General features: G+C 28.6%; 30 protein-coding genes and 1 pseudogene. 13 read left to right on the forward strand and 18 right to left on the reverse strand.

The window, feature by feature from the left end:
• Positions 1-6: 6 nt before the first annotated feature.
• The 3 genes from CPEL_RS05960 to CPEL_RS05970 are packed head-to-tail and all read right to left on the reverse strand — an operon-like array spanning position 7 to position 2,854.
• A complete protein-coding gene (locus tag CPEL_RS05960) occupies positions 7-2,127 on the reverse strand; it encodes a heavy metal translocating P-type ATPase (protein WP_044599024.1) in 2,121 nt (706 codons plus the stop codon).
• Positions 2,117-2,308, reverse strand: a complete 192-nt coding sequence (locus CPEL_RS05965; RefSeq protein ID WP_044599025.1) for a heavy-metal-associated domain-containing protein — start codon at positions 2,306-2,308, stop codon at positions 2,117-2,119. Before CPEL_RS05965 ends, CPEL_RS05960 begins: the two co-directional genes overlap by 11 nt.
• Positions 2,309-2,854, reverse strand: coding sequence for a GNAT family N-acetyltransferase (locus CPEL_RS05970; RefSeq protein ID WP_044599026.1), 546 nt, complete (start codon positions 2,852-2,854; stop codon positions 2,309-2,311).
• A gap of 80 nt (positions 2,855-2,934) precedes the next feature.
• Here CPEL_RS05970 and CPEL_RS05975 point away from each other — a divergent pair, with 80 nt between their 5' ends.
• The 6 genes from CPEL_RS05975 (at position 2,935) to CPEL_RS06000 (ending at position 6,719) form a co-directional block, all read left to right on the forward strand.
• The gene (locus CPEL_RS05975) at positions 2,935-3,642 is read left to right on the forward strand and encodes a YebC/PmpR family DNA-binding transcriptional regulator (RefSeq protein WP_044599027.1); all 708 of its coding nucleotides are present in this window, start codon (positions 2,935-2,937) and stop codon (positions 3,640-3,642) included.
• A gap of 8 nt (positions 3,643-3,650) precedes the next feature.
• A complete protein-coding gene (locus CPEL_RS05980; protein ID WP_044599028.1) occupies positions 3,651-4,133 on the forward strand; it encodes a peptidylprolyl isomerase in 483 nt (160 codons plus the stop codon).
• Positions 4,134-4,179: 46 nt separating this feature from the next.
• Positions 4,180-4,608 carry a hypothetical protein gene (locus tag CPEL_RS05985; RefSeq protein WP_044599029.1) on the forward strand — a complete coding sequence of 143 codons (429 nt, stop codon included), beginning with the start codon at positions 4,180-4,182 and terminating at the stop codon, positions 4,606-4,608.
• A gap of 49 nt (positions 4,609-4,657) precedes the next feature.
• Positions 4,658-5,269: a DedA family protein gene (locus CPEL_RS05990; protein WP_044599030.1), complete on the forward strand. Its 612-nt coding sequence runs from the start codon at positions 4,658-4,660 to the stop codon at positions 5,267-5,269.
• Positions 5,270-5,436: 167 nt separating this feature from the next.
• On the forward strand, positions 5,437-6,213 hold the full coding sequence (locus tag CPEL_RS05995) for a threonine/serine exporter family protein (RefSeq protein ID WP_044599031.1): 777 nt from the start codon (positions 5,437-5,439) through the stop codon (positions 6,211-6,213).
• Entirely contained in the window at positions 6,210-6,719 is a 510-nt protein-coding gene (locus CPEL_RS06000; RefSeq protein WP_044599032.1) for a threonine/serine exporter family protein, read from the forward strand. Before CPEL_RS05995 ends, CPEL_RS06000 begins: the two co-directional genes overlap by 4 nt.
• Before the next feature lie 2 nt (positions 6,720-6,721).
• On the opposite strand, the gene argS is transcribed toward CPEL_RS06000, so the two are convergent.
• From argS to mnmG, 13 genes and pseudogenes are all read right to left on the reverse strand, one after another.
• A complete protein-coding gene (gene argS, locus CPEL_RS06005; RefSeq protein WP_044599033.1) occupies positions 6,722-8,317 on the reverse strand; it encodes an arginine--tRNA ligase in 1,596 nt (531 codons plus the stop codon).
• Positions 8,318-8,327: 10 nt separating this feature from the next.
• Complete coding sequence (locus CPEL_RS06010) at positions 8,328-8,564, reverse strand: twin-arginine translocase TatA/TatE family subunit (protein WP_044599034.1); 237 nt, start codon at positions 8,562-8,564, stop codon at positions 8,328-8,330.
• 1 nt (position 8,565) lies between these two features.
• A complete protein-coding gene (locus CPEL_RS06015) occupies positions 8,566-9,180 on the reverse strand; it encodes a deoxyguanylate kinase / guanylate kinase (RefSeq protein WP_044599035.1) in 615 nt (204 codons plus the stop codon).
• Positions 9,177-9,317 (reverse strand): annotated as a pseudogene (locus CPEL_RS09770) (hypothetical protein); the annotation flags it as partial. The gene CPEL_RS06015 and the pseudogene CPEL_RS09770, both read right to left, overlap by 4 nt.
• Positions 9,318-9,972: 655 nt before the next feature.
• Positions 9,973-10,833: a hypothetical protein gene (locus CPEL_RS09195; protein WP_049984595.1), complete on the reverse strand. Its 861-nt coding sequence runs from the start codon at positions 10,831-10,833 to the stop codon at positions 9,973-9,975.
• Between the two features lie 60 nt (positions 10,834-10,893).
• Complete coding sequence (gene fliR / locus CPEL_RS06030; protein WP_044599037.1) at positions 10,894-11,664, reverse strand: flagellar biosynthetic protein FliR; 771 nt, start codon at positions 11,662-11,664, stop codon at positions 10,894-10,896.
• Entirely contained in the window at positions 11,651-12,286 is a 636-nt protein-coding gene (locus CPEL_RS06035) for an ABC transporter ATP-binding protein (protein ID WP_044599038.1), read from the reverse strand. The genes fliR and CPEL_RS06035 overlap by 14 nt, the downstream gene beginning before the upstream one ends.
• Positions 12,287-12,289: 3 nt before the next feature.
• Entirely contained in the window at positions 12,290-13,366 is a 1,077-nt protein-coding gene (gene tsf / locus CPEL_RS06040) for a translation elongation factor Ts (RefSeq protein ID WP_044599039.1), read from the reverse strand.
• Positions 13,366-14,151 carry a 30S ribosomal protein S2 gene (gene rpsB, locus CPEL_RS06045; RefSeq protein ID WP_044599040.1) on the reverse strand — a complete coding sequence of 262 codons (786 nt, stop codon included), beginning with the start codon at positions 14,149-14,151 and terminating at the stop codon, positions 13,366-13,368. Before rpsB ends, tsf begins: the two co-directional genes overlap by 1 nt.
• Positions 14,152-14,325: 174 nt before the next feature.
• Positions 14,326-15,453, reverse strand: coding sequence for a ubiquinol cytochrome c oxidoreductase, cytochrome c subunit (locus tag CPEL_RS06050; protein WP_044599041.1), 1,128 nt, complete (start codon positions 15,451-15,453; stop codon positions 14,326-14,328).
• 2 nt (positions 15,454-15,455) lie between these two features.
• The gene (locus tag CPEL_RS06055; protein WP_044599042.1) at positions 15,456-16,700 is read right to left on the reverse strand and encodes a ubiquinol cytochrome c oxidoreductase, cytochrome b subunit; all 1,245 of its coding nucleotides are present in this window, start codon (positions 16,698-16,700) and stop codon (positions 15,456-15,458) included.
• A 1-nt stretch (position 16,701) separates the two neighbouring features.
• Positions 16,702-17,205, reverse strand: a complete 504-nt coding sequence (locus tag CPEL_RS06060) for a ubiquinol cytochrome c oxidoreductase, 2Fe-2S subunit (protein ID WP_039618773.1) — start codon at positions 17,203-17,205, stop codon at positions 16,702-16,704.
• A 117-nt stretch (positions 17,206-17,322) separates the two neighbouring features.
• Positions 17,323-19,173, reverse strand: coding sequence for a tRNA uridine-5-carboxymethylaminomethyl(34) synthesis enzyme MnmG (gene mnmG / locus CPEL_RS06065; RefSeq protein WP_044599043.1), 1,851 nt, complete (start codon positions 19,171-19,173; stop codon positions 17,323-17,325).
• A 124-nt stretch (positions 19,174-19,297) separates the two neighbouring features.
• Between mnmG and ribE the strand changes: the two genes are divergently transcribed.
• Genes ribE through CPEL_RS06080 form a run of 3 tightly spaced genes read left to right on the forward strand, consistent with a single transcriptional unit; the run spans position 19,298 to position 20,746 of the window.
• Positions 19,298-19,906 (forward strand): riboflavin synthase, encoded by a 609-nt coding sequence (ribE, locus tag CPEL_RS06070; protein WP_044599044.1) that lies wholly within the window; start codon positions 19,298-19,300, stop codon positions 19,904-19,906.
• A complete protein-coding gene (locus CPEL_RS06075; protein WP_044599045.1) occupies positions 19,870-20,538 on the forward strand; it encodes a multi-copper polyphenol oxidoreductase laccase in 669 nt (222 codons plus the stop codon). The genes ribE and CPEL_RS06075 overlap by 37 nt, the downstream gene beginning before the upstream one ends.
• Position 20,539: 1 nt before the next feature.
• Positions 20,540-20,746, forward strand: a complete 207-nt coding sequence (locus CPEL_RS06080; protein WP_044599046.1) for a hypothetical protein — start codon at positions 20,540-20,542, stop codon at positions 20,744-20,746.
• A gap of 2 nt (positions 20,747-20,748) precedes the next feature.
• Here CPEL_RS06080 and CPEL_RS06085 read toward each other — a convergent pair whose 3' ends face one another.
• Both CPEL_RS06085 and dccR read right to left on the reverse strand, forming a co-directional pair.
• The gene (locus CPEL_RS06085; protein WP_044599047.1) at positions 20,749-21,972 is read right to left on the reverse strand and encodes a sensor histidine kinase; all 1,224 of its coding nucleotides are present in this window, start codon (positions 21,970-21,972) and stop codon (positions 20,749-20,751) included.
• Positions 21,965-22,630 carry a two-component system response regulator DccR gene (dccR, locus tag CPEL_RS06090; RefSeq protein ID WP_044599048.1) on the reverse strand — a complete coding sequence of 222 codons (666 nt, stop codon included), beginning with the start codon at positions 22,628-22,630 and terminating at the stop codon, positions 21,965-21,967. Before dccR ends, CPEL_RS06085 begins: the two co-directional genes overlap by 8 nt.
• Positions 22,631-22,762: 132 nt before the next feature.
• Between dccR and CPEL_RS06095 the strand changes: the two genes are divergently transcribed.
• The 4 genes from CPEL_RS06095 (at position 22,763) to CPEL_RS06110 (ending at position 25,683) form a co-directional block, all read left to right on the forward strand.
• A complete protein-coding gene (locus tag CPEL_RS06095) occupies positions 22,763-23,335 on the forward strand; it encodes a bacteriohemerythrin (protein WP_044599049.1) in 573 nt (190 codons plus the stop codon).
• Between the two features lie 80 nt (positions 23,336-23,415).
• Complete coding sequence (locus tag CPEL_RS06100) at positions 23,416-23,973, forward strand: bacteriohemerythrin (protein WP_044599050.1); 558 nt, start codon at positions 23,416-23,418, stop codon at positions 23,971-23,973.
• 10 nt (positions 23,974-23,983) lie between these two features.
• Entirely contained in the window at positions 23,984-24,208 is a 225-nt protein-coding gene (locus tag CPEL_RS06105) for a ribbon-helix-helix domain protein (protein WP_044599051.1), read from the forward strand.
• A 263-nt stretch (positions 24,209-24,471) separates the two neighbouring features.
• Complete coding sequence (locus tag CPEL_RS06110; protein ID WP_044598444.1) at positions 24,472-25,683, forward strand: major outer membrane protein; 1,212 nt, start codon at positions 24,472-24,474, stop codon at positions 25,681-25,683.
• Positions 25,684-25,900 lie beyond the last annotated feature (217 nt).

Raw genomic sequence — 25,900 nt, forward strand, 5'->3', positions numbered from 1 at the left:
ATTAATTTAGCGTAGTCTTATTGAATTTAAAACAACCATTATAGAACTAAAACACATAGCCAAAGCCGCCAAATGCGGACTTAAAACGATAAACGGCACAAAGCCTGCTGCAATAGGAATACACAAAATATTATAAATAAAAGCCCAAAAAAGATTAATTTTGATAATTCTTTTTGTTTTTCTAGAAAGCTCAAAACAATAAGCTATTAAAGATAAATCATCTTTTATTAAAATTAAATCTCCGCTTTTTTTAGCAAGCTCACTTGCTTTAGAAAAACTTATACTAGCATTAGCTAAATTCAAAGCAGGAGCATCATTAATACCATCACCTATAAAAAGTACTTTTTCTTTTTTCATTTTTTCTTTTATAAAATTAAGCTTTTCATTTGGCTTTAAGTTAAAATAATACTCCTTAATGTTTAATTCTTTGGCTATTTTAACAACACTATTTTGATTATCCCCACTTAAAATAACACTTTTTATACCTTTTTCATCTAAATTTCTAATCAAATTTTTAGCTTCGCTTTTAAGTTCATTTTTTAAGCAAACTCCACCAAGACAAATTTTATTTTTCGCAAAATACAAACATATAGGTGCTTGATCTTCAAATTCTTGCAAAAATTGCTTGCTTTTTTGTATATCAATATCATTTTCAAGCATTAATTTTTCATTGCCTATTAAATACACATTTTCATTTTCCTCATAAAGCAAACCACTACCTATTAAAATACTCAATTTTCCTTTTAAATTTATACTTGTATTTGATTCTTTAGAAAAAGCTTTTGCGATAGGATGTGAGCTTAAATTTTCAATTTGCGTAAGTTTTTGAAAATCACCTTGAGTAAGATTATGTTTATAAATACTTAAATCATCTTTACTTAATGTGCCTGTTTTGTCAAAAATAGCAAATTTTATATTAGCTAAATTCTCCAAAACCGCAGGATTTTTCACTAAGATAAAATTTCTTGCACCATTTGCTAAAGCACTTATTATGGCTATAGGAGTTGCTAAACCCAAAGCACAAGGACAAGAAATTAAAAGCGTGGCACAAGCATGTAAAAATGCTGCGTTAATTCCTTCTTTAAAATACCAAAAAGCAAACACAAAAAACGAAAAAATTATAATACCAGCTACAAAATATGCTGAAATTTTATTAGCTAAATTTGCTAAAGGGGTTTTGACATTACCCGCTTTAAAAACAAGATCTTTGATTTGTTCTAATGAGCTTTCAATTGCCTTTTTATTGGCTTTAATTTTTAAACTTCCATTAATCAACACACTTCCTGCTAAAATTTCATCACCTTGTTTTTTCAAAAGTGGCAAAAATTCCCCTGTTAAAAAACTCACATCAACCTCAGCCTCACCTGCTATAATCACCCCATCAGCAACAACACTCTCACCCTCTTTTGCTAAAATCACATCATCTTTTTTCACAAAAGCACTAGGTATGCTTTTTATACTCTCATCTTCTAAGATTATATTTGCTTTTTTAATATCTATATTTTTTAATTTGTTTTGATATTCCAAAGATTTAAATTTAGCCTTTTCTTCTAAGTATTTACCTAGCAAAACAAAGCTTATAATCATCGCTCCACCGCTAAAATACAAATAACCATCTTTGCTAAATACCTCAAAATACACAAAAAAAGAATACACAAAAGAAGTAAAAGCGCCTAAGGATATCAAAGTATTCATATCTAAATTTTTATGCCTTAACCCCTTAAGAGCATGGATAAAAAAACCTTTTCCACAATAAAAAATCACTATCATAGATAAAAACATTTGTATCAAAGCAGAAATCTTTCCTTGAACAAACATTTCAAAATACATCACAATAGTGCTTAAGATTATACTCACAATAAGCTTTGTTTTCATATTTTTAAGCTCTTTAAGTTTAAACTTGTATAAATTTTGTTCATCTTGCAGTATTTCAAAACCTAAAGCTTTAATTTTTTCTTTGATTTTTGATTCTAAAGATAAATCTTTAAGCAAAAACACTCCACTAGAATTAACATAAGAAACACTTACATCATCTACTCCATCAATCTTTGCACAAACTTTTTCTATAGCATTAGAACAATTAACACAAGTCATATTGCCTATTTTTAATTTTAACTCATGCTTCATCTATCTCAAAACCTAAATCTTGCAATTGTTTTTTAAATTTATCAACTTGCTCTGCTTTTAAATCAATCTCTATGCTTTTATTTTCAACATTTATTTGCATGGTGCCAAATTCATCCTCTAACGAAGCTTTGATTAATTTTACACAACTTTGGCAATTGATATTTTTGGTTTTTATAATCATTTATTCTCCTTTTTCTCTGTATTCGTATTTATGAGAATGAAAAATTTTATTTTTTATAAATTTAAAACCCATTTTTTCATAAAGTATTTTTGCATTTATATTTTCATCCTCCACAATCAATGAAAGCTTTTTGTCGTTTTTTAAAGCTTCATTAAAAGCATATTCGATTAATTTCTTAGCAATGCCTTTTCCTCTTGCTTTTTCATCCACGCAAATACTATCTAAGTAAAACTCATTTTCGCATTCTTTTAAAACTTTTTCATTAATTCCTAAAAGCTTTAAATGCTCATTTAAAGGCCTATCTAACTCATCTGCCAAAGCCCCATCATAAAAACAAATCGCACCTAAAATTTCATTATCTTCTTCATAAACGCATATATTTTCATAACTTAAACGATTATTTTCTTGAGTGAAAAAATTTTCTAAAACCTCTATGGCTTTTTGATGTTCATTGTAACCACTAAGTTTATAAATAAAATGATCCATTGCTAAAGCAAGTAATTGTATGCATTTTTTGGCATCATCTTTTCTAGCTTTTCTGATCACTCTTTTACTCCTTTAAAATCAAATTTAGACTTCTTAGTTTATACTTTTAACTTTAAAACAATATAAGAAAGAGAGAATTTATGGGAAGAGCGTTTGAATACCGCAGAGCCTCTAAAGAAGCAAGATGGGATAAAATGAGTAAACTTTTTCCAAAGCTTGCAAAGGCTATACAAGTAGCAGCAAAAGAAGGTGGGGTTGATCCTGATATGAATCCAAAACTTCGTAGTGCCATAGCTACTGCAAAAGCTAATAATATGCCAAAAGACAATATCGATGCAGCTATTAAAAGAGCAAGTGGTAAAGATAGTGCTGATATTAAAAATATCCACTATGAAGGCAAAGCAGCACATGGGGCCTTAATTATCGTAGAATGTATGAGCGATAATCCTACACGCACAGTGGCTAATGTAAAAGCAATTTTTAGCAAAAATGGTGGAGAAATTTTACAAAATGGCTCTTTAACTTTTATGTTTTCACACAAGGCTGTTTTTCATCTTGAAAAATACGATGGAGATTTAGAAGAACTTGAACTTGAACTCATTGATGCAGGACTTGAAGAACTTGAGCAAAATGATGAAGAATTGCTAATTATAGGGGATTACACTGCTTTTGGTGAGCTTAGTAATGCCATAGAAAAAAAAGGTTTGGTGCTTAAAAAAGCAGGACTTGAATACCTTGCAAACAATCCTGTAAGCTTTAATGAAGAACAACTTCAAGATATTGAAAAATTGCTTGATAAATTAGAAGATGATGATGATGTTCAAGCAGTTTATACCAATATAGAATAGGAGCAATTATGCTTAAAAAAATCGACACAAAAAATGCCAAAAAATACAATTTTGCTATCATTAGCACCGAAAAAGGTGACATGAAATTAGAATTATTTCCTGATGAAGCACCGCAAACTGTGTGCAATTTTGCTAATTTAGCTAATGATGGTTTTTATGATGAACTTGTTTTTCACCGCGTGATTCCAAATTTTGTTATACAAGGTGGCTGTCCTTATGGTATAGGCTCAGGTGGCCCTGGCTATGAAATAGAATGTGAATGCGACGATCAAAAACACAAACACTTAAGAGGAAGTCTATCTATGGCTCACGCAGGGAGAGATACTGGTGGATCACAATTTTTCATTTGCCATAGTCCACAACCTCATTTGGATGGAGTGCATACTATTTTTGGACAAATAAGTCCCGAAGACAAAGAAAGCTTAGAGGTATTAGATAGCATTAGAGCAGGAGATAAAATCAAAACTATCCAAATTTTAGAAAAACTTTAAATTTACATCTCCTTAAAATTGTGCTATGATTTTTAAGGAGATTAATATGCATTTTATTTTTATTTGTATTCATATAATTTGTGCTATATTTTTTATAGCTTATGTGTTTTTTGATGTGTGTGTTTATAGTTTTGCTTATAAACACGAAAGCAAAGATGATTGCGATAAAATCAAAAAAGCTTATACTAAATCAAGTATTTTTATTTTTGCTAGCATTTTTATCTTGCTTTTACTTAGCGGAATTTATCTTTTGAGTTTTTATGAAATTAATTCTTTTTGGGATTTTTTTACAAGTAATTTTGGTATATTTTTATTTACCAAACTTTTATTGCTAGCAATAATGTTGATTTTAACTTGTTATTCTTTATTTTTTACAAAATTTCTAAAAAGAAAAGATCCATTAAAATCTCACTTAATTGCGTTAATTTTATGTATTTTAATAATCATTTGTGCAAAAGCGATGTTATATTTTTAATACATTAAAACTAAGCTTATATTATTAGTTTAAAAATTAAAGGTTGTTTATGCTTGGTGATATTATTGATTTTTTACTTACACTTGCAAAAGATTGGGGTTATTGGGGAATTATTTTTCTTATGTTTGTAGAAAGTTCCTTTTTTCCTTTTCCTAGTGAAGTGGTAATGATACCTGCTGGATACTTAGCTCATCAAAATGAACTTAATTTTTGGCTATGTTTGTTTTGCGGAACTTTCGGAGCACTTTTAGGAGCTTTACTAAATTATTATTTATGTTATTTTTTAGGACGCAATATAGTTTTGAAAATATGCAAATATTTTGGGGTTAATGAAGCAAAATTTACCAAATTTGAAGAGTTTTTCAACAAACATGGGGAAATATCCACTTTTAGTGGAAGATTAATCCCTGGTTTAAGACAATATATCTCCCTACCCGCTGGACTTGCAAGAATGAATTTAAAAAAATTTATATTTTACACAAGTTTAGGAGCTGGAATTTGGTGTTTAATTTTACTCATACTAGGATATATTTTAGGTAAAAATGAAGATTTAATCAAAGAATATTTACATTTAGTTATCATTGCTTGCATTGTCTTTACTGGAGCGATTTTAGTTATTTATTTTTACATTCAAAAAAGGAAAAATAATACCATAAGTTAAAATTAACATAAGTTACCTTGCTTTAAGAGTTAATTTTAACTTTTTTTATTCAATACAAGCAATTAAAGAGAATTAATCTTTTTTATTTTCTAAAAATATTTCAAATTTATAATACTTTATATTTTAAATTTGATAAAATCTTGAGAAAATTATTTTAAAGTAAATTTATGAAAAAACCATCTATTCAGAATTTAACTAATTTTTTAATTGACTATATCAGTGTTTTTTTAAGTGCAGGAACATACACAGCAAGAGTTTCAAAATGTGTTGGAAGAATAGCTAATGCTTATGGTTATGAAATTAATATGAATTTTTTCTTCCATCATACCACACTAAATATTTTTGATAAAGATGATAATTCCATACAAAGAACTTACATTATACCTAATAAACACAATCATATTAACTTTAAACTTATTTTAGAACTTAGCGCATTAAGTTGGCAAATTCATGATCATCGATTTAATCTTGAAGAAGCCAAAGAATCTTTTAACAGGCTAATTCAAACTAAAAAAACTCCTTTTTTTGCTAGTTTATTATTAGTATCTATTGCAAATTCAGCTTTTTGCAAACTTTTTGGTGGAGACTTTTATGGGTGCTTATTTGTTTTTTTAGCCACTTTAATAGGATTTAGTTTAAGAGTTTTATTTACTAAAATAAAAATTGATTTAAGAATCCAATACATTCTTTGTTCTTTTTTATCTTCTTTTATTGTATTTTTTGGAGTAGATTTAAAACTCATACAAGAAGCAAGCGTTGCTTTGGGTTCTAGTATATTATATTTAATACCTGGAGTTTATTTTATAAATTCTATTATTGATATTTTAAAAGATCATATACTAATGGGACTTAGTCGTATTATTAGTGTGGTGATATTAGTTTGTTGTATTGCTATTGGAATTTATACTACATTAAGTATTAGTGATTTTGGAATTTTAAGATGATTGATTATTCTTCTATACTTTGGGATATGTTTTTTGCGGCTTTAACAGGATTTGGTTTTGCTTATATATGCAATCCTCCATTTAAAACCCTTATACTTTCAGCTTTATTAGCTGCTATTGCTCATGGATTACGCTTTACTCTTATGGGCTACTTTGGATTTCAAACTTTGGCGATTGCTACTTTTATTGCCTCTTTTAGTATAGGATGTTTAGGCTTGATTTTAGCAAAAATTTTTAAAACCCCTGCCGAGATTATTGCTTTTCCAGCGCTTATTCCTATGATACCTGGAATTTATGCTTATAAAGCTATTTTGTATTTGATTTCTTTCATACGATCTGAAAATATAAATGAAAAAACTAATTTTTTAATACAATTTTTTGACTATTTTTTTACAACACTTTCAGTAACATTAGCTTTAGCAATAGGTGTTAGCGTTACATTGCTTTTATTTTTTGAACAAAGTTTTATGATGACAAGAAGTATTAAAAAGAAAAATCACAATTAATACTAATTGTGATTCATTTTATTTTTAGCCTCTATCCCCATCAAAGAAAAAGCTGTCTTTATACTCAAAGCACACACAGCAAAAAGTTTTAAAAGCTCATCTTCATTAGTGGAACCTACAACTTTATTTTCATTATAAAATTTATGAAATAAAGAAGCTAAATTCTTTAAATAATCAGGAATTTTTTGCAAAGACCTTGATTCAAAAGCATCATTTAATACTGCTTTTAAATTCAAACTCTCAAACAAAAGATTCATACCATCTTCATTTAAATTTTCAATCTTAACATCTATAACATCATTAACGCTTTTGTTTGCTTTAGCAAAAACTTGATGAATTCTTGCATGTGCATAGTTGATATAATACACAGGATTTGAACTATCTTCTTTTTTAAACTCATCTATATCAAATTCTAAATGCGTATCACACTTTTTACTAATAAATATATATCTTAGCACATCACTTCCAAGCTCTTCAACAACATCGCTCATTAAGATAAAATTTCCTGCTCTCTTGCTCATTTTATAAGGAGCACCATTTTTTAAAAGTGACACCATTTGCGCTAAGATGATTTCTAAATTATTGCTATTAAAACCTAAAAATTCCATAGCCGCTTTCATCCTAGCTATATAACCATGATGATCAGCTCCCCAAATATTAATACACTTATCATAACCTCGACTCATTTTATCTTTATGATAAACTATATCAGCGGCTAAATAAGTTCCCTTGCCATCATCTTTAATAATCACACGATCTTTTTCATCACTCTTAAGAGTAGATGCAAGCCAAATTTTTCCATCTTTTTCGTAAATACCATTGTGAGCTTTTAAAGCTTTTAAAGTATTTTCTAACTCATCATAATAACTAGTTTCACTCACATAAGTATCGATAAAAATCTTTGCATCAGCTAAATTTTGCTTAATAATTTTTAGCATTTTATCCTTAGCCCAAATGGCTAGTTTAGAAATATTTTCTTCTATAAAAAAATCTTTGTCAAATTCATTAAAAGCTTCTTTTGCAAGATCTATGATATATTCGCCCTTGTAGTATTCCTCAGGATAAACTACTTCTTCATTTAAGCAATGTTCTTTGAGTGCAAGCAAAATAGAAAGCCCTAAAAGATAAATTTGATTACCCGCATCATTAACATAATATTCTGTATCAAATTTATATCCTAAATGCTTTGCAACCCTGCTTAAAGTATCACCAAAAATAGCTCCCCTAGCATGGCCTATATGCAAAGGGCCTGTTGGATTTGCACTCACATACTCAAGTAAAAAACTTTGCTCTTTTTTATCATCTTTAGCAAAATCTTCACCATCATTTAAAGCTTTAGTAGCCAAAGAATTCAAAAAAGATTTTGAAAGCTTGAAATTTACATACCCATTAAGCGCTTCTACGCTTTCAAAACAATCACAATCTTTTAATTTCTCAGCAAGATCCTTAGCTATTATCATAGGATTTTGTCTTAATTCTTTAGCTAAAGAAAAAGCCAAAGGCGTAGCAAAATGTGCTAAATTTTTATTTTTAGGACTTTCTAAAATAATTTCTTTTCCTAATTTTTCTTTAATTTTTTGATAAACCAAAGTCTTCAAAATATAAACCTTAAGCTTTTTTTACTTCTTCATTTTCTTTTGCAAGAATATCTTTTTCATTGATTTTTTCTATTTTTTGTGCATCATCTTGCACTATTTTTTTATCATCTTCGGTATTCATTTCATCTTTAAAAGTTTTAATACCCTTCCCAAGACCCTTAGCAAGCTCTGGAATTTTTTTTGCTCCAAAAAGTAACACTACAATAAGTAGTATAATCAACCATTGAGTTCCACTTGGCATATGCATTTTAATCTCCTTTATTCCATTGATTTTGGATTTTTTTTAAATTATACTTTTTACTTTTTAATTTTGAGGCCTCAAAAATAGCCTCTAATTGCTTATAGCTTTTTTCAAGATCATCGTTAATGATTAAAAAATCATATTGATCCAAATAAGCCATTTCTTCACTAGCATTTTCCAATCTTTTGCTAATATCTTCTATTTTATCAGTATTTCGCTTAAGCAATCTTTTTTCAAGCTCATTTTTGTTTTTAGTTGTGATAAAAACAGAAGTGATATATTCAGGCATTTTTTCTTTAGCTATACAAAAACCTTGTACATCTATATCAAAAATAACACTTTTACCTTCTTTTAATGCTTTTTCTACGGGTACTAAAGAAGTCCCGTAATAATTTTTATGCACCAAGGCCCATTCTAAAAATTCACCCTTTTCTATACCCTTTTTAAATTCATCTTCACTAACAAAAAAATAATCCTCTCCATTTTTTTCATTAGCTCTTGGAGATCTAGTTGTACTTGATATAGAAAAATAAATATTGTCTTTTTCCTTAAAAAGCCTTTGAAGCAAAGTGCTTTTACCTGCACCACTTGGACCTGAAATTACTAAAATTTGACCACTCAATGTTTATTACTCTCATCAAAACTTATGTTAATGTTTATATTCATTTTCATACCTTTTAAGGCTGCCTTTAAAGTATCATCTGTAATACTTGATGTGATAGTTTGTGCTATACTTTTGCTTAATTCATTTACCATCTCATCCTCTTGATTGGTTTGTGTTTCATCAATCGCATATTCATCTTTTTCTATAAGGCTTATTGTATTTTTTTCCTCATTTACAATTTCCTCACCTAAAGCTAGTTTAATATCATTTTCATTTAAATTTGCAAATTCATCTTTATCATCTTCTAAAACTGCGCTCATATTTTCCTCTATATTTTCCTCTATATTTTCCTCTATATTTTCCTCTATATTTTCCTCTATATTTTCCTCTATATTTTCCTCTATATTTTCCTCTATATTTTCCTCTATATTTTCCTCTATATTTTCCTCTATATTTTCCTCTATATTTTCCTCACCTAAAATACTTTCATCAAAATCTAATTCTTCATTATTATCTTCACCTTCTATATTTAGCTCTTGTTCTAAATTTTCATCTGTGTTACTAAATTCCTCATCAAGTTCATCAATAGCCGCAAGTTCTTCTTTTATTTTATCTTGGGTGCTTAACTCTTCATCCTCAAATTCCATTTTTTCGCTTTTATCTTCCATTGATAATTCTTCAACTTGAGGCTCATTTTCGATTTCAGCTTCTATTTTTTCATTATACTCACCTATAAATTGAGCATCTTGAGGTAAGTCGTCAAAATTTATTTCTTTTTCTGCAATTTCTTCTACCTTAGGAATTTCTTCTTCAAAATTTTCCATTGCCGCGGTATTTTCTTCTATATTTTCTTCTATATTTTTCTATATTTTCTTCTATATTTTCTTCTATATTTTCTTCTATATTTTCTTCTATATTTTCTTCTATATTTTCTTCTATATTTTCTTCTATATTTTCTTCTATATTTTCTTCTATATTTTCTTCTATATTTTCTTCTATATTTTCTTCTATATTTTCTTCTATATTTTCTTCTATATTTTCTTCTATATTTTCTTCTATATTTTCTTCTATATTTTCTTCTATATTTTCTTCTATATTTTCTTCTATATTTTCTTCTATATTTTCTTCTATATTTTCTTCTATATTTTCTTCTATATTTTCTTCTATATTTTCTTCTATATTTTCTTCTATATTTTCTTCTATATTTTCTTCTATATTAATACCTTCTAATAATTCATTTCCATCTAAAGGAGTATTATCCATAAGCAATTCATCTTCTTTTTCTTCATCAAAATTTAACAAATCTTCATTAAAATCTTCTTCTTTATTATCTTCTTCATCTGCAGTATCTGTATTTTGAGAAATTAAATTTTCTATAGCATTATCACCATTTAAAAGTTCAATGAAATCTGTAGGTAAAAATGGTTTATGCAAACACTCCAAACCCTCTTTGCCTTCTTGATTTCTTGGTAATAAATAAATCAATCTTTCACATTTTGTTTGTAAATTTTCTAAATCAACTTCCATTTCATGATCAACAATAATAATATCATAAAAACCTATTTCCTCATCCAAATTTGACATTTCGGTAAATTCATAACCTAATTTTTGCACACCCAAACTAACTAGTTTAGATACAGCAACATTAGAATTTATTAGCAAAACTTTCATATCTATCTCCAAAAAAAATAAACAATATCTTATTGTAAAACATTTTTAATTATTTATTGCTTATATATTGAAAAATAATAATTCCATATGTTCAAAACCTTTTATAATTAAACTTTTAAAATATTGCATCATAATAATCAAAATTGCTATTAAAACAGCAAATGATAAAAATATTTTTATAGGATAACCAACCACCAGAAGGTTAAATTGTGGCATAGTTTTCATTAACATTCCAAAAATCACATCCGACAATAAAGAAATGGCTAAAATTGGAAATGCCATAGAAAAACCTAACACAAAAATATTCACCATAGCTTTGTTTAAATATAACATTAAATTTTCATGAGGATAAAATCCACCTAAACTAATATATTCCAATGAATTCGATAAAAAAAGCAATACTAGATGATGTCCGTCAAAGGCCAAAAAAATTAATAATGCTAATAAATTAAGTACTTGGGAAATCACTGGGGAATTAACACCTGTACTAGGATCCATCACGCTAGCCATAGAAAATCCCATAGTAAATGAAATTTGTTCACCAGCCATTTGCAATATGGCAAAAATCATTTGTAAAATAAGTCCTGATATCATACCAAATATCACTTCACTTAGAAGGTATAAAATAAAAAAAGAATCAGGTGAATTTCCTTCAAGCTTTGCCAAAGGATATAAAAACATAGTTAAAAACAAAGCTAAGGTTGTTTTAACTACCAAAGGAATGCTATTATGCGAAAAAAAAGGAAAAAAAACAATCAAACCACTCATTCTTGCAAATAAAAGCATGAATATCACAACATTATTATCACCTAAATACTTAACAAATTCCATGATTACTTAAACAATAAACCTTATCACATTTTTTTGCAAGTTCTTGATCATGAGTGATAAAAACTAAAATTCCATTATTTTCTTTTACATATTCAATTAATATATCTATTACATTTAAAGCATTTTTATAATCTAAATTTCCAGTAGCCTCATCAGCAAATATTACCTTGGGTTTTTTACTTAAAACTCTTGCTATACTTATTCTTTGTTGCTGACCACCACTTAATTTGGTAATTTTTTGTTCCATTAAATCAGCAATACCAAGCTTTTCTAAAAGATTAAAATCCATACTTTGATTACTTAAGATACTAGCAAGTTCAATATTCTCAGAAGCTAAAAACCCTTTAAACAAATAATGCATTTGAAAAATAATACCAAAATCATTTCTTCTAATTTTTAATAAATCATCATCGTTTAAAGCATATAAATCTTGATTATTATAAAAAATTTTTCCATTTTGTGGTTTTAAAAGAGTGGATAATATATGCAAAAGAGTGGATTTCCCGCATCCACTGCTTCCTTGTATTGCTATACAATCTTTTGCATTAAAAATAAAATTTAAATTTTTAAAAAGCGGAATATCGAAACTATGTCCTAAATTTTCCGCTTTTAAAGTGATCATTATTTAACCAATTTGAGCAGCAACTTCTGCAGCAAAATCTTCAGTTTTCTTCTCCAAACCTTCGCCTACTTCAAAGCGTATAAATTCAACTATTTTAATAGTTCCATTAAGTTCTTTCTCTTTTTCGGCAATTACTTGTTCAATAGTTTTTTTATCGTCCATTACATAAAATTGCCCCATTAAAGTAAGTCTGCTATCAAGCTGAGAATTATCTGCTATAAAGCTATTTAATTTTCCTGGGATAATATTAGGCCAAATTTTTTCTGGTTTACCTTGTGCTTGAAGTTCAGCTTTAATAGCTTCTTCAGCTGCTTGAATTACTTCTTGAGTTAATTGTTTTCTACTTGCAAATTTTGGAATTTTATGCTCTGGTTTATTTGGGTCTTTTAATCTTCTTCTTTCTTCATTTTCTTTTTCTAGCTCAGCAACCAAAGCCTTGTATTCATTTTCCACAAATTCCATATCAAGATCTTCATATGATAAATAACTTGGTTTCATTGCAGCTATATGCATGCAAATATGTTTTAAAAATTCTCCACACTTACTAGCTGTAGCTTCGCTATCACAAGCTGCTGCTATAACAACACCCACACGGCCATTAGTATGAATGTAACCATTTACCACTCCATTAACTCCTGCTTTTAAAGTAGCAAATCTTCTCACAACTAAATTCTCACCAATGGTTGCAATTTGACTTTTTAAATACTCTTCAAATTTAACCCCATTAATCTCACTTGAGTGCAACTGCTCAACATTTTCAAGACTTTTAGCTTGAATATGAGCTGTTGTATCTTTTGTTAAAGCAATAAATTGTTCATTTTTAGCAACAAAATCAGTTTCTGAATTGATTTCACTAACAGTAGCGCATTTAAAATCATCACTTACTTTTACACTCACTAAGCCTTCAGCAGCTAAACGATCAGCTTTTTTATCAGCTTTGCCAAGGCCTTTTTCTCTTAAAAGTTGAACTGCTTTATCAAAATCACCATCTGTTTCTTTTAAAGCATTTTTGCAATCCATCATACCTGCGCCAGTACTCTCACGCAGTTCTTTTACCATTTGTGCAGTAATTTCAGCCATTATTCTTTATCTCCTTCAAAATCTTCTTCACTCATAGCTTCTTCTAAAACTTCTTTTTTCTCTTCTTCAGAAATTGGCTGCTCTTCACTTACTTCACCATCTTGTTCTCTTAAAGCTTTACCTTCGTTAATTGCTTCAGCCATTTCTTGACAGAAAAGTTGTACCGAGCGAATTGCATCATCATTTCCTGGAATTGGATAATCAACTAAATCAGGATCGCAATTTGTATCCAAAGGCGCAACTACAGGAATTTTTAATCTATTAGCTTCTTGCACTGCAATTTTTTCTTTAACAGTATCAATTACAAAAATCATATCAGGTTGTGTTTTCATATGTCTAATACCGCCAAGATATGCTAGTAATTTTTCTTTTTTTCTTGTAAGCATTAAAGCTTCTTTTTTTGTTAAAAGTTTAATGCTTCCATCTTCTTCCATTTTTTCTATAACTTCTAATTTTCTAATTGATTGGCGGATAGTTCCAAAATTTGTCATCATACCACCAAGCCATCTATGATTTACATAAGGCATACCACATTTTTCAGCATATTCTTTAATCGCTCCACCAGCTTGTTTTTTAGTTCCAACAAATAAAATCGTTTTACCTTCAGCTGCTGCATCACGAACGATATTATAAGTATATCTAAAATATCTAAGTGTTTTTTGTAAATCAATTACATAGATACCTTTTCTTTCTCCAAAAATAAATTTTTTCATTTTTGGATTCCATCTTCTTGTTTGGTGCCCAAAATGCACACCACATTCTAATAAATCTCTCATGCTAACCATGAAATTCTCCTTAAAATAAAATAATTAGGTTTATTCCTCCGCATTCTTTAACCCATAAGCAACCTAATAAGGAAATTAATGCGTGTGAAATGAAGCGATATTGTATCAAATTTTTTTTATATTTAGCTTATTATAGAAGAAATAACGCCAAAAAATATGGCGTTATTTTATAGATTAATGAAGTTTAGACCAAACCGATCTTTTCCAACCTATAGCAAAAATACTTAAAATTGCAAAGAAAATCATTATATAAATTCCAGTTTGTTCTCTTTCTTCTTTTTTGCTATCACCAACTTTTTCAAGATAATCAATAACTTGAGTTTGTGCTTTTTCATTTAAACCTACTCTTGGCATTGCAGTGCCATGAATTTTCTTTTGAGGTTCATTGATGAAAATTTCAAGATAATGCGCACCTTTAGAACGAATCATCATAGATAAATCAGGAGGAGTCATGCCAAGATAATTTTTCAAATCATTCATATTTGAACTTGAAACAAAATTATCATATTTTACATCATGGCATCTTCCACAAGCATTTTCAAAAGTGTGTTTATTTTTCATAAAATTAAATTCTTTTGTAATCAATGCTGCTTTTACTTGTTCTGATAATTCTTGATTTTTAGCATATTTTTCTTCTAAATCCGCTTTTAATTTTGTATCAAATTCTTTTTCGTAATCATTAGCTGTATTTTTAAAGAATGCAATCAAATCTGCTAAATCTTGACTATCTTGTACTTCATCACCACTTAAAGGATAAGCAGGCATTAAAAATGGATTTTCATCATTAAATTTATGTGAAATTTGCAAAGCCTTAACCGGATCAACAATCAATGCAGCTAAAAATTTCTCATCATAAATAGAACCTGCATCACTTAAATCAGGTGGTGTTACACCCAATGAAGAATCAGTGATAGTAGCAGGAATTCCAGCTGCTTTTACACCATGACAAGCTATACAATTTCCTTCAAAAAGTTCTTTTCCTTTTTGAGCATTACCTTTACTAAAATCTATTTTTGCTATTTTTTCCCATAGCTGTTTAGTAGCTTCTTCTTGGTTTTTAGCAAGCTCTAATGCTTTTTGTGCATTAGTTATGGCTTTTTCATTCCCTGAAGCATTAGCATCTAATAATGCTTTTTCTTTTAAAGCTACCTCAGCTTTGTTAAATTCCTCATCAGCTTTTGCAAAATCAAAATTAACTGGAGTTGAAGGAGGATTCATTACTGAATGTGCATAAGGTTCAACCCCCCAATACACCAAACCTGTGAAAAAGACAACTATAAAAAATATCTTTAATTCTCTCATTATTAGCCCCTTTTTCTTTCCATAATAGTAATAATTGGTAGCACTACTAATAATAATAGTAAAAATACCATAGATGCATAAAATCCTATCCAAGCATTAATACCTGTTGGAGGAAGCTTTCCATAAACTGTTAATACAATTAAATCTATCAATAATACCCAAAACCATATAAAAAACATTGGTCTTTCATGTGCTGGTTTTACTACATCACTTCTATCAAGCCAAGGAAGTAAAAAGAATATAACCTGTGCTATACCAAAGGCTGCAAGTCCTATATCAAAAGCTTTTATACTTCCAACATCAAAGAAAAATCCTCTCAATACTTCATAACTCCATAAAAAATACCACTCAGGATAAATATGAGGAGGAGTTTTTAAAGAATTTGCTGGATCAAAGTTAATTGGATCCATTGCAAAATTAAATTTAAAACATACCAAATAAAAGAAAAAAATCATAAATAAAGAAATATACATGAAATCTTTAGCTAAAAATCCTGGCCAAAAAGGAATCACTTTAGAGCCTTTTGTATCACCTGCTAAATATTTTTCTGCTTCTAAATCAAAATCAATTTCTTCTGAAATTTCATTATTTACATGAGGAATTCTTAAAGAATAAAAGTGAAAAGCTATGATAGCTAAAATCACAATTGGTAATAAACATACATGCAACATAAAAAATCTAGTTAAAGTTGGATCAGAAACCGCAAAATCCCCCCTTATCCAAATAACCAAAGCATCACCTATAAAAGGAATTCCACCAAAAAGTTGAGTAATAACTTGAGCAGCCCAAAAGCTCATTTGTCCCCATGGAAGCATATATCCACTAAATGCTTCTGCTGAAAATACAACAAATAAAAGCATACCACTAATCCAAATCATTTCACGACCCTTTTTATAAGAGCCATAATAAATCCCTGTTAGCATATGAATATATATGATTAAAAAGACAACTGAAGCAGCCACACCATGCATATGACGCCAAAGCCAACCATACTCAACCTCTTGCATGATAGTTTTATTAACACTATCAAAGGCTAAAGCCACATCTGGCTTATAATACATTACTAAAAATAAACCTGAAATAAATAAAATAGCAAAAAGAGTAGTCAAAATAACACCCATTGCCCATAAGAAGTTAATCTGTTTTGGTATCCAATATTGAGCCATTAAAACATTAAAAAGCTTATTTACAGCTAATCTTTGATCAAGCCAATCTATAATACCACTAGCTTTTTTAATTTGTGCCATATCAAGCCTCCGCAATCATTTTTTTATATTCTGGACCTTCTTCACCTAATACAAGTTTTGTTCCATCAATTCTAAAAGGAGGAATATCCAAAGGTCTTGGAGGAGGACCAAATACATTTTTACCGCTAGTGTCAAATTCACCACCATGACAGGCACACTTGAATAATTTTTCACTTGGAGCATAAGCTGGTATACAACCCAAATGCGTACAAAGTCCAATAACTACAGTATATGCAACATCACCAACAACAACATCTCTATTGCTATCTTTTGCCATATCCGCATCTTTTTTTAAGATAAATATAGGCTTTTTACGCCACTCAATAGTTCTTAATTCCCCTTCTTTCATACCAGAAAGATCTACAGTAGTAATACCTGCTGCTTTAACACTAGGGAGAGGATCCCATGTTTTTTTCATTGCAACTAATGAAAAAGCACCACCCACAGCAGCTACCGTTCCAAAGGCAAAGCCCATAAAGCTTCGTCTACTTTCAGATGTAGCCATTTTACTTCCTTTTGTTTGATTTATAATTGTAAAAGATAGTAGTTTATCGTAAAAATAATAAATTTTTTCTTTTACTAAAATATAGCTTTTTTAAAATATTTTATTAATGATTATAAACTACTTTTTCATCTTTATATAAATATGCAAAATATCCAAAGCAGCAGGAGTTATACCACTAATTTGCGAAGCAGCAAAAATAGTAGGCGGTTTAAATTTTTGTAATTTTTCCACTACTTCATTGCTTAAACCACTCACGCTTTTAAAATCAAAATTTTCAGGAATTTTTATTTCGCTTAAAGTTTTCATTTTTTCAATCTGAGCTTTTTGCATTGCTATATAATGATAATACTTTGCCTCATTTAAAATTTCATTTAAAGAATACTCATCCATATTTGCAAACATTGCATCTAATTTTTTTAATTTTTCTATATTAAAACTTGCTCTTGCAACAATTTTTTGCAAACTCACTATTGAAGTGATCTTTTCCTCTTCAATGCTTTGTAAAAATTCATTGTTTTGATTGCTTGGTGTCCATGTAGTTTGCAATAAAAACTCAAGCCCCTTATTTACATTTTGCTTAATATTGCTAATATAAGCGTAATCATCTTGGCTTAAAAGTTGAAATTTATAGCCATATTCACCAAGCCTTAAAATCGCATTTTCTTCTCTTAAAAGCAACCTATACTCAGCTCTTGAAGTAAACATTCTATAAGGCTCTTTTGTACCTTTAATCACTAAATCATCAATCAATACCCCTATATAAGCTTCATCACGCCTTAATACAAAGGGCTCTTTCTCGTCAATTGCTAAAACCGCATTAATCCCTGCCATAAATCCTTGTGCAGCTGCTTCTTCATAACCTGTTGTTCCATTAATTTGCCCAGCACAATATAAATTTTTAATTTTTTTTGTTTCTAAAGTGTGTTTAAGTTCTGTTGGATCGATATAATCATACTCTATAGCATAACCAAAACGCGTAATTTTAGCATTTTCAAAGCCTTTTATGCTTCTTAGCATTGCAATTTGCACTTCATAAGGCAAAGAAGTAGAAAATCCATTAATGTAGTATTCAGTTGCGTCTTTAGTTTGTGGCTCTATAAATAAATGATGGCTTTCTTTATCGCCAAAGCGGTTGATTTTATCTTCTATTGATGGACAATATCTTGGCCCTATACCTTCAATTTGCCCTGTAAAAAGTGGAGCACGATAAAAATTATTTTTTATAATTTCATGAGTGGTAAGATTTGTTCTTGCAATATAACAAGGAAGTTGATTGGGTTTAAAATTTTTAGTTTTAAAACTAAAAGCCTTAGGGTTTTCATCTCCATTTTGAAGTTCTAAAACACTAAAATCAATACTTTTAGCATCTACCCTTGGGCAAGTTCCTGTTTTTAATCTCCCTACTTTTAAGCCACTTTGCTTTAAAAAATCACCCAAATTTATAGAAGCAAGCTCACCTACCCTACCTGCTTGAAGCTTAGTTTGGCCTACATGGATAAGTCCATTTAAAAAAGTTCCTGTTGTAAGTATGATTTTTTTGGCAAAATATGTATTTTCTAAATTGGTTTTAACACCCTTAACTTCATCATTTTCTATAAGTAAAGATAAAACTTGCTCTTGAGAAATTTCTAAATTTTCAAGCTTTAAAAGCTTATTTCTAGCACAAATTCTATACATATCCATATCAATTTGTGCTCTACTTCCCCGCACTGCAACGCCTTTGCTTTCGTTTAAAATTCTAAATTGAATTCCAGCCTCATCGGTAATTTCTCCCATAAGTCCACCTATAGCATCTAACTCTTTTACTAAGTGTCCTTTTGCTAAACCTCCTATTGCAGGATTGCAACTTGCAGCAGCGATTTGTTCGATTAAGGTTGTTAAAAGTAAGGTTTTCTTACCCATTCTAGCAGCACTAGCACTAGCTTCAACGCCAGCATGCCCACCGCCTATTACGATTATATCATACATATTTCACCCTCATTTTTACTAAAAAAGGCAAAAATTATATAATATTTTTTAAAATAAAACACTAAAAATACTTTTTGAAATTTAAAAGTTTTAGATAAAATCTCATAAAAATTAAAGGTGTTAAATGTTTAATGGATTAATCCGCGAATTAGCCTTTGTTAAATCATATCAAAATAATACTTTAAGATTAAAAGCTACTTACAAGCCAAATTTGGGTGATAGCATAGCAGTAAATGGGGCTTGTTTGAGTGTTACAAAGCTTTTTGATGATGGTTTTAATCTTGAGCTTTCTTATGAAACAAGAACCCATATAGCTGTAGAAAATTTAAAAGACTTTGTTCATATTGAACCTGCATTAAAATATGGTGATAAAATAGATGGACACTTAATGCAAGGACATATTGATGGTATAGGAGAAATCACAAACATCGTAAAAAAAGAAAATGGAGTAGACTTTTATATCAAATGTCCTGAAAATTTACAAATTTTTATGGCAAATAAAGCAAGTGTAGCTATAGATGGTGTAAGTTTAACCATAAATGAAGTTTTAAATGATGGTATTCGCTTGACTATCATTCCTATAACTTTTAAAGAAACTTTATTTAAAACTTATACTATAAGAAGGCGTGTTAATATAGAAAGTGATCTTTTAGCAAGATACATACACAGACAACTAAATTATAAAAAAGAAATTTCATGGCAACAAGTAGACAAAATCATATCACTTTATTAGAAAATGATTTTATGAAAGCTTTTATTGCTTTTGGTTTTGATTATAATATTTTTAGAGCAAAAATTCACTCCAATGTCTTTCCTTGGGAAAAATCTATAAAAAAATGCATCTTTTTAAATCAAATTCATTCTAATATCATCACTCATTACAATAAAGACTTTCATTTTAATGCTGATGGGGTTATTAGCAGTGAGAAAAACACAGCTTTGTGTATTTTAAGTGCTGATTGCCTGCCTTTACTTTTATATGATAATAAAAACAAAACCATAGCAGCATTACATTCTGGAAGAAAAGGGTGTTTTGAAAATATCCTAAAAGAAGCTGTTTTAAAAATGCAAAAAAATTTCAACACTCAAACAAAAAATTTAAAACTTATCATCTCAGCAGGAATTGGTGCTAAAAACTATGAACTTAATGGAGAGCTTTTAACTTATAGTAAAAAACATTTTGCACCTTTTTTACATGAAAATAAATTAGATTTAAAAGCATTAGTTAAATTTCAAGCAAAAGAATTAGAAATTAAAGATATTTTTGATATTAATCTTTGTACTTTTGATGATGAGAGATTTTTTTCTTATAGAAAAAATCAAACCCCAAAACGCATTGTTAGTGCAATTTATTTAAAGGATTAAAATGTATGAAGTAAAAAATTTACTAGCTTTAAAAATTTTGCAAAAGGCCAAAGAATTTGGCGATAACGACTTAAGCAACGAAGCATTAGTTACTCAAATGTTAAATCATAATCTAAAAAACCTAAGTAAAAACGACACCAAAGAACTTAAAACATTTATTAATACACTAATCAACGCCAAAGAAAAAGCCAAAATGAGTAACAAATAAGACTAATTTTTCCAAGTTAAAATAAATTTAGTTCCTTTATTTAACTCGCTTTCTACTTTTATCTTTATATGATGGTCTTTACAAATTTTATCTACTAAAGAAAGTCCTATACCAAAACCACCTTGATTTTCATTAAACCTTGAATATCTCTCAAAAATATTTACTAAATTTTCCTTTGCTATCCCGCAACCACTATCTTCTATTATAAGTTTTTGCTCCAAAAGTGTTATTTTAATTTGGCCATTTTTTACATTATATTTAATAGCATTACTAATTAGATTATCAAACATCTTAAAAAATTGCTCTTTATTAGCATAAATCTTTCCTTCATTATCCAAGTGAAGTTCTAAATTTATATTTTTTTGCTCTAAAAATATTTTAAAATATTCCATTCTTTCTATAATCAAATTTTTCAAAAATATCCAATCTTTTTTAGCTTCATAAGCTTGAGAAAAATTCATAAAAGTTAAATCAGAATACAAATGATTTAAAGTTAAAGCTGCTATTTTAACTCGCTTTAATGCTTTAATTTCTTCAAAATTCTTCTTTCTTTCTAAACTTTCTATACTCATTAATATAGCACTAATTGGGGTATTAATCTCATGGGTAGTATCTTTAATAAAATTATTTAAAAATCTTATTCTCACCTCCAAAGGCTTGAGTGCGAATTTAAGTATCAAGTATCCAACTATACTTACAAAAATTAAAGAAAAAACCATAGCTAAAGCTACTTTAAATCTGATAAAGCCAAGTTCCTTAGAAATATCATCACCTTGTATTAATACACGCAAGCGATTTACATCTCCTAAAATTTCTAAAGCATTTTGTGTTTGAGTGTTATTTAGCATTAAGCTATTTAAATTTACATCTGCTATGTAAATAAGTGTGTTGTTATTGTATATTTTTGTATTATTAAAATTAAAAAATATAGTTTGAGCGGGTAAATTAAGATTAGAAAAATAAACCTTTGTTCTATCAAAAATCGCAAATTTAATCTTTGAAATTTGAGCGATTTTTTTAGCACTTTTTTCTATAGGCTCAAAACGAGATTTCTCCATTTGTGAAATTATAAAGCGATGCTCTTGTCTTAGTTTTATAGTATGCTCATTAACCAATTCTTCAATCAACTTTGCATACCATATTCCAAAAAGCACTACAAGCACACTTCCTATGCTTACTAAATACAAAGAAAGAATTTGCCACGCAACACGCTTGGCTTCATACATAACAATACCCTCTTCCTCTTTGATTAACTATACTATCCTTACCTAAGATTTTTCTCAAATTTTTTATATAAGCTCTTAAACTAAGCTCACTTGGTTCTTGATCATATTCCCAAATTTCTTCAAAAATATACGCAGTATCTATAAATTTACCCTTATTTTTTAAAAGCAAGGCTAAAAGCTTTAACTCCTTCAATGGCAACGACAAAGCTTTATCATTATGATATAAAGTTTGAGAAATAAGTGCAAATTTAAAACCATTACCAAGATCTTCATAATCTTCATTTTTATGTGCAAAAGAGCGTTTTAAAATAGCATTAATTCTTATTTTCAACTCTTCTAATTCAAAAGGTTTTTTAATATAATCATCACAACCACTTTCAAAACCTTTTTGCAAATCCATCGTAGTGTTCAATGAAGTCATAAAAATAGCTGGTGTATATTTACCCGACTCTCTTAAATTTTTAAGCACACTAAAACCATCACCTTGTGGAACTTTCACATCTAAAATCCATAAATCAAAATTTTTTTCATATGCTTTATCTTGTGCTTCTTGAGCATTTTCAACCAAAGTAACATCAAAACCTTCTTCTTCTAAAAATTCACTCACTATCTCACCTAAATTTATATCATCTTCTAATAAAAGAATTTTTGTAGACATTTTAATCCTTGAAAATAATAAAATCAATAAATTATATTTTTTTTGTATAAATTTAAAGTGAATTTTTATTAGAATTAAAGACTATTATTTATAAAATATTAATTAAGCTTAAACCACAAAAAGTGAGAATACATGTTACCAGAATGGGAGCAAAAATATAGTATTAATAATGAAAAAATAGATCATCAGCATAAAAGATTGTTTGAATTAGCTGCAAAAGTTGAAGAAATGTCTGATAAGCCTATATATAAAATAGAATTAAAAAAACTTATTGCTGATTTTTTCAACTATATAAAAATACACTTCCATGAAGAAGAAGCATATATGAAAGAACTTAATTATCCTTATCTTAATCAACATAAATTAATGCACCAAAAAATAACAAAATCCATGATTTATCTCATACAAGAGATTAAAACAACCAACGATTTAAAAGAAAAACTATATATAGTTGTAAATTCATGGCTTATTGAGCATATATTACAACATGATATGATGATAGAACACTGGAGAAAAAGTCAAGAAAAAAAAGACGAAAAGGATTTAAGCGTAGAAAAGCAAAAACCAGCTGTATTTTTTTATCATTGCAATTGTGAAAAGAAAAAACACAAAGTTCCTTATGATATTCATTTAAAAATTCAATACACGAAAGTAAATTTTAAATGTAAAGAATGTAATTGTAATTTAAAATATATTAAAGAATAAATTTTTATTTTACTAAGAATTTATTTTAATTTAAAATTTGTTAAATATAATTTTTAAAAAATTATACTAAAGGTTGAAATATGCTACCAAAATGGTGTGATAAATATAGCATTCATAATGATGCTATCGACAAACAACATAAAAAATTATTTGAACTTGCTGCCAATGTTGAAATGATTTCTGATAAACCTATACATAAAGGTCAAGTCAAATTTTTGCTAGCTGATTTTTTTAACTATATGAAAGAACATTTTGCCGATGAAGAAAAATATATGGCAAAAATAGGCTATCCTGAACTTGCCAATCACCAAAAAATACACAAAAGTATTATTCAATCCATGATTGATCTTATACAAAACATAAAAAGCACAAACGACTTAAAAGAAAAATTAAATATCATAGCTTCTAAATGGCTGTTAGAGCATATATTGCAAGAGGATATGAAAATAGAAAAATGGCATCAGCAAAAATTAAAAAACGCAAACAACCCTACGCAAAAGCAAGATAAAAACTATGATTATATTTGCAAATGCAAAGGTAAAATTCATAAGGTAACAGATGAAATTCATCAAAAAATACAAATAAGCAAAGCACAATATAAATGCAAAACTTGCCAAGAATATATAAAATTAAAATAAAGGAAACATCATGAAAACAAAACGCTATACATTAACTCTTTCTACAGAACTTTATGAACGCTTAGATCAAACAGCAAAATTTTCAAAAAAGAAAAAATCACAAATTCTAAGAGATGCTTTAGAAAATTATCTTGATGAAATGGAAGATTTTGCACCAGCAATTGAAGCATTAGAAGATCTTAAAGATGGTAAATATCAAAAACTTGACTCTATCATTAAAAAGCTAAAATGTTAACCACCCTCTTTCGTTTCTAAACATTTACCTTCAAAGAGCATAATTACATTTGTAAAAGCAAACATTCATAGATAACTCCTTAGTTTTTAAAGATCTAGTTTTTCTAGATCTTTAAAGATTTATATAGCTATAAGTCTATATAAACTAACTAAGCTACACATTTTCTTTAGTTAATTAATAAATATTTCTTTATTTTAAGAATTCTTATATAAAACTATGCTATAATACTCTCCATAGTTTTAATTTTAATAAGGAGAATTCTCATGAAACTAGTTAAACTTAGTTTAGTAGCAGCTTTAGCTGCAGGTGCTTTTTCAGCAGCTAACGCTGTTTCACTTGAAGAAGCTATAAAAGATGTTGATGTATCAGGAATGTTTAGATACAGATTCCAATCTGATAGACAAGAGCAAGGTAATGTAATTAGCGATGGTTACAACAGCTCTAAAAACAACGAGCACAAATTTAAATCTCAATTAAATTTCAAAGCAGCTTTAGATGATAACTTCAAAGCTTTTGTTCAATTCCAATATGGCCAAACAACTGACTATGGTTTTGGTCAAGGAACAACAGGAACAGATACTAAAAGTCCTTTTGTTGTTAACCAAGCTTACTTAGAATACACTAACGAAGCTTATGCTACAAGCTTAACTTTCGGTAAAATGGAAGTTGGTTCAATTTGGACTGATGATGCTGTAGGAACAGGTGCTAAAGTTGTAAATAATTCTATAGAAGGTTTAACTTTCGCAGGTTATTGGTTTGATGCATTTAACTGGAACAATGATGGTGATTATACAGATACAAAATTACCTAAATCATCATTATATGGTGCTGCTGTATTAGGTGATTTTGATCCATTTGCTTTCCAATTATGGGCAGCTTATTCAGCTAATAATGCATTCTTATATGCAGTAGATGCTAGCTATAAATTTGCATTCAATGATATGAACTTCAAAATCCAAGGTCAATACCTAGGAAATAGCTTAGATAGCGATTTTGAAAAATTCTACAATCATGGTGTAGACAATGGTAACTTCTATGCTGCTAAATTTAGCGGACAAATCTCTGCTTTTGATTTCCAAGCAGGTTTATTAGGCTATGGTGATAAAGATAAACAAACTGTAGTTACTTTAGAAGATACAGGTAGAGTTATCGCTCCAGGTCAACAAATTTTCTATGCTAAAAATACTAGCCAATTAACTCATGTATATGGTGAAAACTTCTTCTATTTTGCAGGTTTAGGTTATACTTTTGCTGAAACATTAAGAGTAGGATTTGACTATATTGGTGGTAAAACTGAGCAAACAAATAAAAATGATATAGACAAAAACGAATTTGTAGGTAGTGTATCTTATGCTTATAGTCCAAAACTTACATTTAGTGGATTCTATTCTTATTTAACAGAAGATTTCAATACAGCTGGTACAAGCGATAAAGATGATCAATTCATCAGACTTGAAGCTTTATATAAATTCTAATTACAAAAGCTAAGCCTTATAGGCTTAGCTTATAATATCTCTAAAACTATCTCTTCTTTTAATCCTTGTATTTTTATATCTTTTATTTTTAACTCATTTGGTAGATTATTAAATAATTCTTCTTTTGTTTGTATATCATGTAATGCTAGTATTTTTAAAATCTTACCTCTATAAGCTTTAGCATAATGACTTAATATTTTAGAATTTTTTAAAAAAA

This window comes from Campylobacter peloridis LMG 23910 (genome assembly GCF_000816785.1).
GTDB lineage: Bacteria > Campylobacterota > Campylobacteria > Campylobacterales > Campylobacteraceae > Campylobacter_D > Campylobacter_D peloridis.

Bases quoted from the DNA above. Each gene is read 5' to 3' on its own strand.
- CPEL_RS06110 (WP_044598444.1), top strand. From the start codon at position 24,472: ATGAAACTAGTTAAACTTAGTTTAGTAGCAGCTTTAGCTGCAGGTGCT.
- mnmG (WP_044599043.1), bottom strand. From the start codon at position 19,173: ATGTATGATATAATCGTAATAGGCGGTGGGCATGCTGGCGTTGAAGCT.
- CPEL_RS06035 (WP_044599038.1), bottom strand. From the start codon at position 12,286: ATGATCACTTTAAAAGCGGAAAATTTAGGACATAGTTTCGATATTCCG.
- CPEL_RS06085 (WP_044599047.1), bottom strand. From the start codon at position 21,972: ATGTATGAAGCCAAGCGTGTTGCGTGGCAAATTCTTTCTTTGTATTTA.
- CPEL_RS06095 (WP_044599049.1), top strand. From the start codon at position 22,763: ATGTTACCAGAATGGGAGCAAAAATATAGTATTAATAATGAAAAAATA.
- CPEL_RS06075 (WP_044599045.1), top strand. From the start codon at position 19,870: ATGGCAACAAGTAGACAAAATCATATCACTTTATTAGAAAATGATTTT.
- CPEL_RS05985 (WP_044599029.1), top strand. From the start codon at position 4,180: ATGCATTTTATTTTTATTTGTATTCATATAATTTGTGCTATATTTTTT.
- CPEL_RS06050 (WP_044599041.1), bottom strand. From the start codon at position 15,453: ATGAGAGAATTAAAGATATTTTTTATAGTTGTCTTTTTCACAGGTTTG.
- ribE (WP_044599044.1), top strand. From the start codon at position 19,298: ATGTTTAATGGATTAATCCGCGAATTAGCCTTTGTTAAATCATATCAA.
- CPEL_RS06055 (WP_044599042.1), bottom strand. From the start codon at position 16,700: ATGGCACAAATTAAAAAAGCTAGTGGTATTATAGATTGGCTTGATCAA.
- CPEL_RS05965 (WP_044599025.1), bottom strand. From the start codon at position 2,308: ATGATTATAAAAACCAAAAATATCAATTGCCAAAGTTGTGTAAAATTA.
- CPEL_RS05995 (WP_044599031.1), top strand. From the start codon at position 5,437: ATGAAAAAACCATCTATTCAGAATTTAACTAATTTTTTAATTGACTAT.
- CPEL_RS06060 (WP_039618773.1), bottom strand. From the start codon at position 17,205: ATGGCTACATCTGAAAGTAGACGAAGCTTTATGGGCTTTGCCTTTGGA.
- rpsB (WP_044599040.1), bottom strand. From the start codon at position 14,151: ATGGTTAGCATGAGAGATTTATTAGAATGTGGTGTGCATTTTGGGCAC.
- CPEL_RS05975 (WP_044599027.1), top strand. From the start codon at position 2,935: ATGGGAAGAGCGTTTGAATACCGCAGAGCCTCTAAAGAAGCAAGATGG.
- CPEL_RS06105 (WP_044599051.1), top strand. From the start codon at position 23,984: ATGAAAACAAAACGCTATACATTAACTCTTTCTACAGAACTTTATGAA.
- CPEL_RS06080 (WP_044599046.1), top strand. From the start codon at position 20,540: ATGTATGAAGTAAAAAATTTACTAGCTTTAAAAATTTTGCAAAAGGCC.
- dccR (WP_044599048.1), bottom strand. From the start codon at position 22,630: ATGTCTACAAAAATTCTTTTATTAGAAGATGATATAAATTTAGGTGAG.
- CPEL_RS06010 (WP_044599034.1), bottom strand. From the start codon at position 8,564: ATGCATATGCCAAGTGGAACTCAATGGTTGATTATACTACTTATTGTA.
- CPEL_RS09195 (WP_049984595.1), bottom strand. From the start codon at position 10,833: ATGAAAGTTTTGCTAATAAATTCTAATGTTGCTGTATCTAAACTAGTT.
- CPEL_RS06000 (WP_044599032.1), top strand. From the start codon at position 6,210: ATGATTGATTATTCTTCTATACTTTGGGATATGTTTTTTGCGGCTTTA.
- CPEL_RS05980 (WP_044599028.1), top strand. From the start codon at position 3,651: ATGCTTAAAAAAATCGACACAAAAAATGCCAAAAAATACAATTTTGCT.
- tsf (WP_044599039.1), bottom strand. From the start codon at position 13,366: ATGGCTGAAATTACTGCACAAATGGTAAAAGAACTGCGTGAGAGTACT.
- CPEL_RS06100 (WP_044599050.1), top strand. From the start codon at position 23,416: ATGCTACCAAAATGGTGTGATAAATATAGCATTCATAATGATGCTATC.
- CPEL_RS05990 (WP_044599030.1), top strand. From the start codon at position 4,658: ATGCTTGGTGATATTATTGATTTTTTACTTACACTTGCAAAAGATTGG.
- CPEL_RS05960 (WP_044599024.1), bottom strand. From the start codon at position 2,127: ATGAAGCATGAGTTAAAATTAAAAATAGGCAATATGACTTGTGTTAAT.
- fliR (WP_044599037.1), bottom strand. From the start codon at position 11,664: ATGGAATTTGTTAAGTATTTAGGTGATAATAATGTTGTGATATTCATG.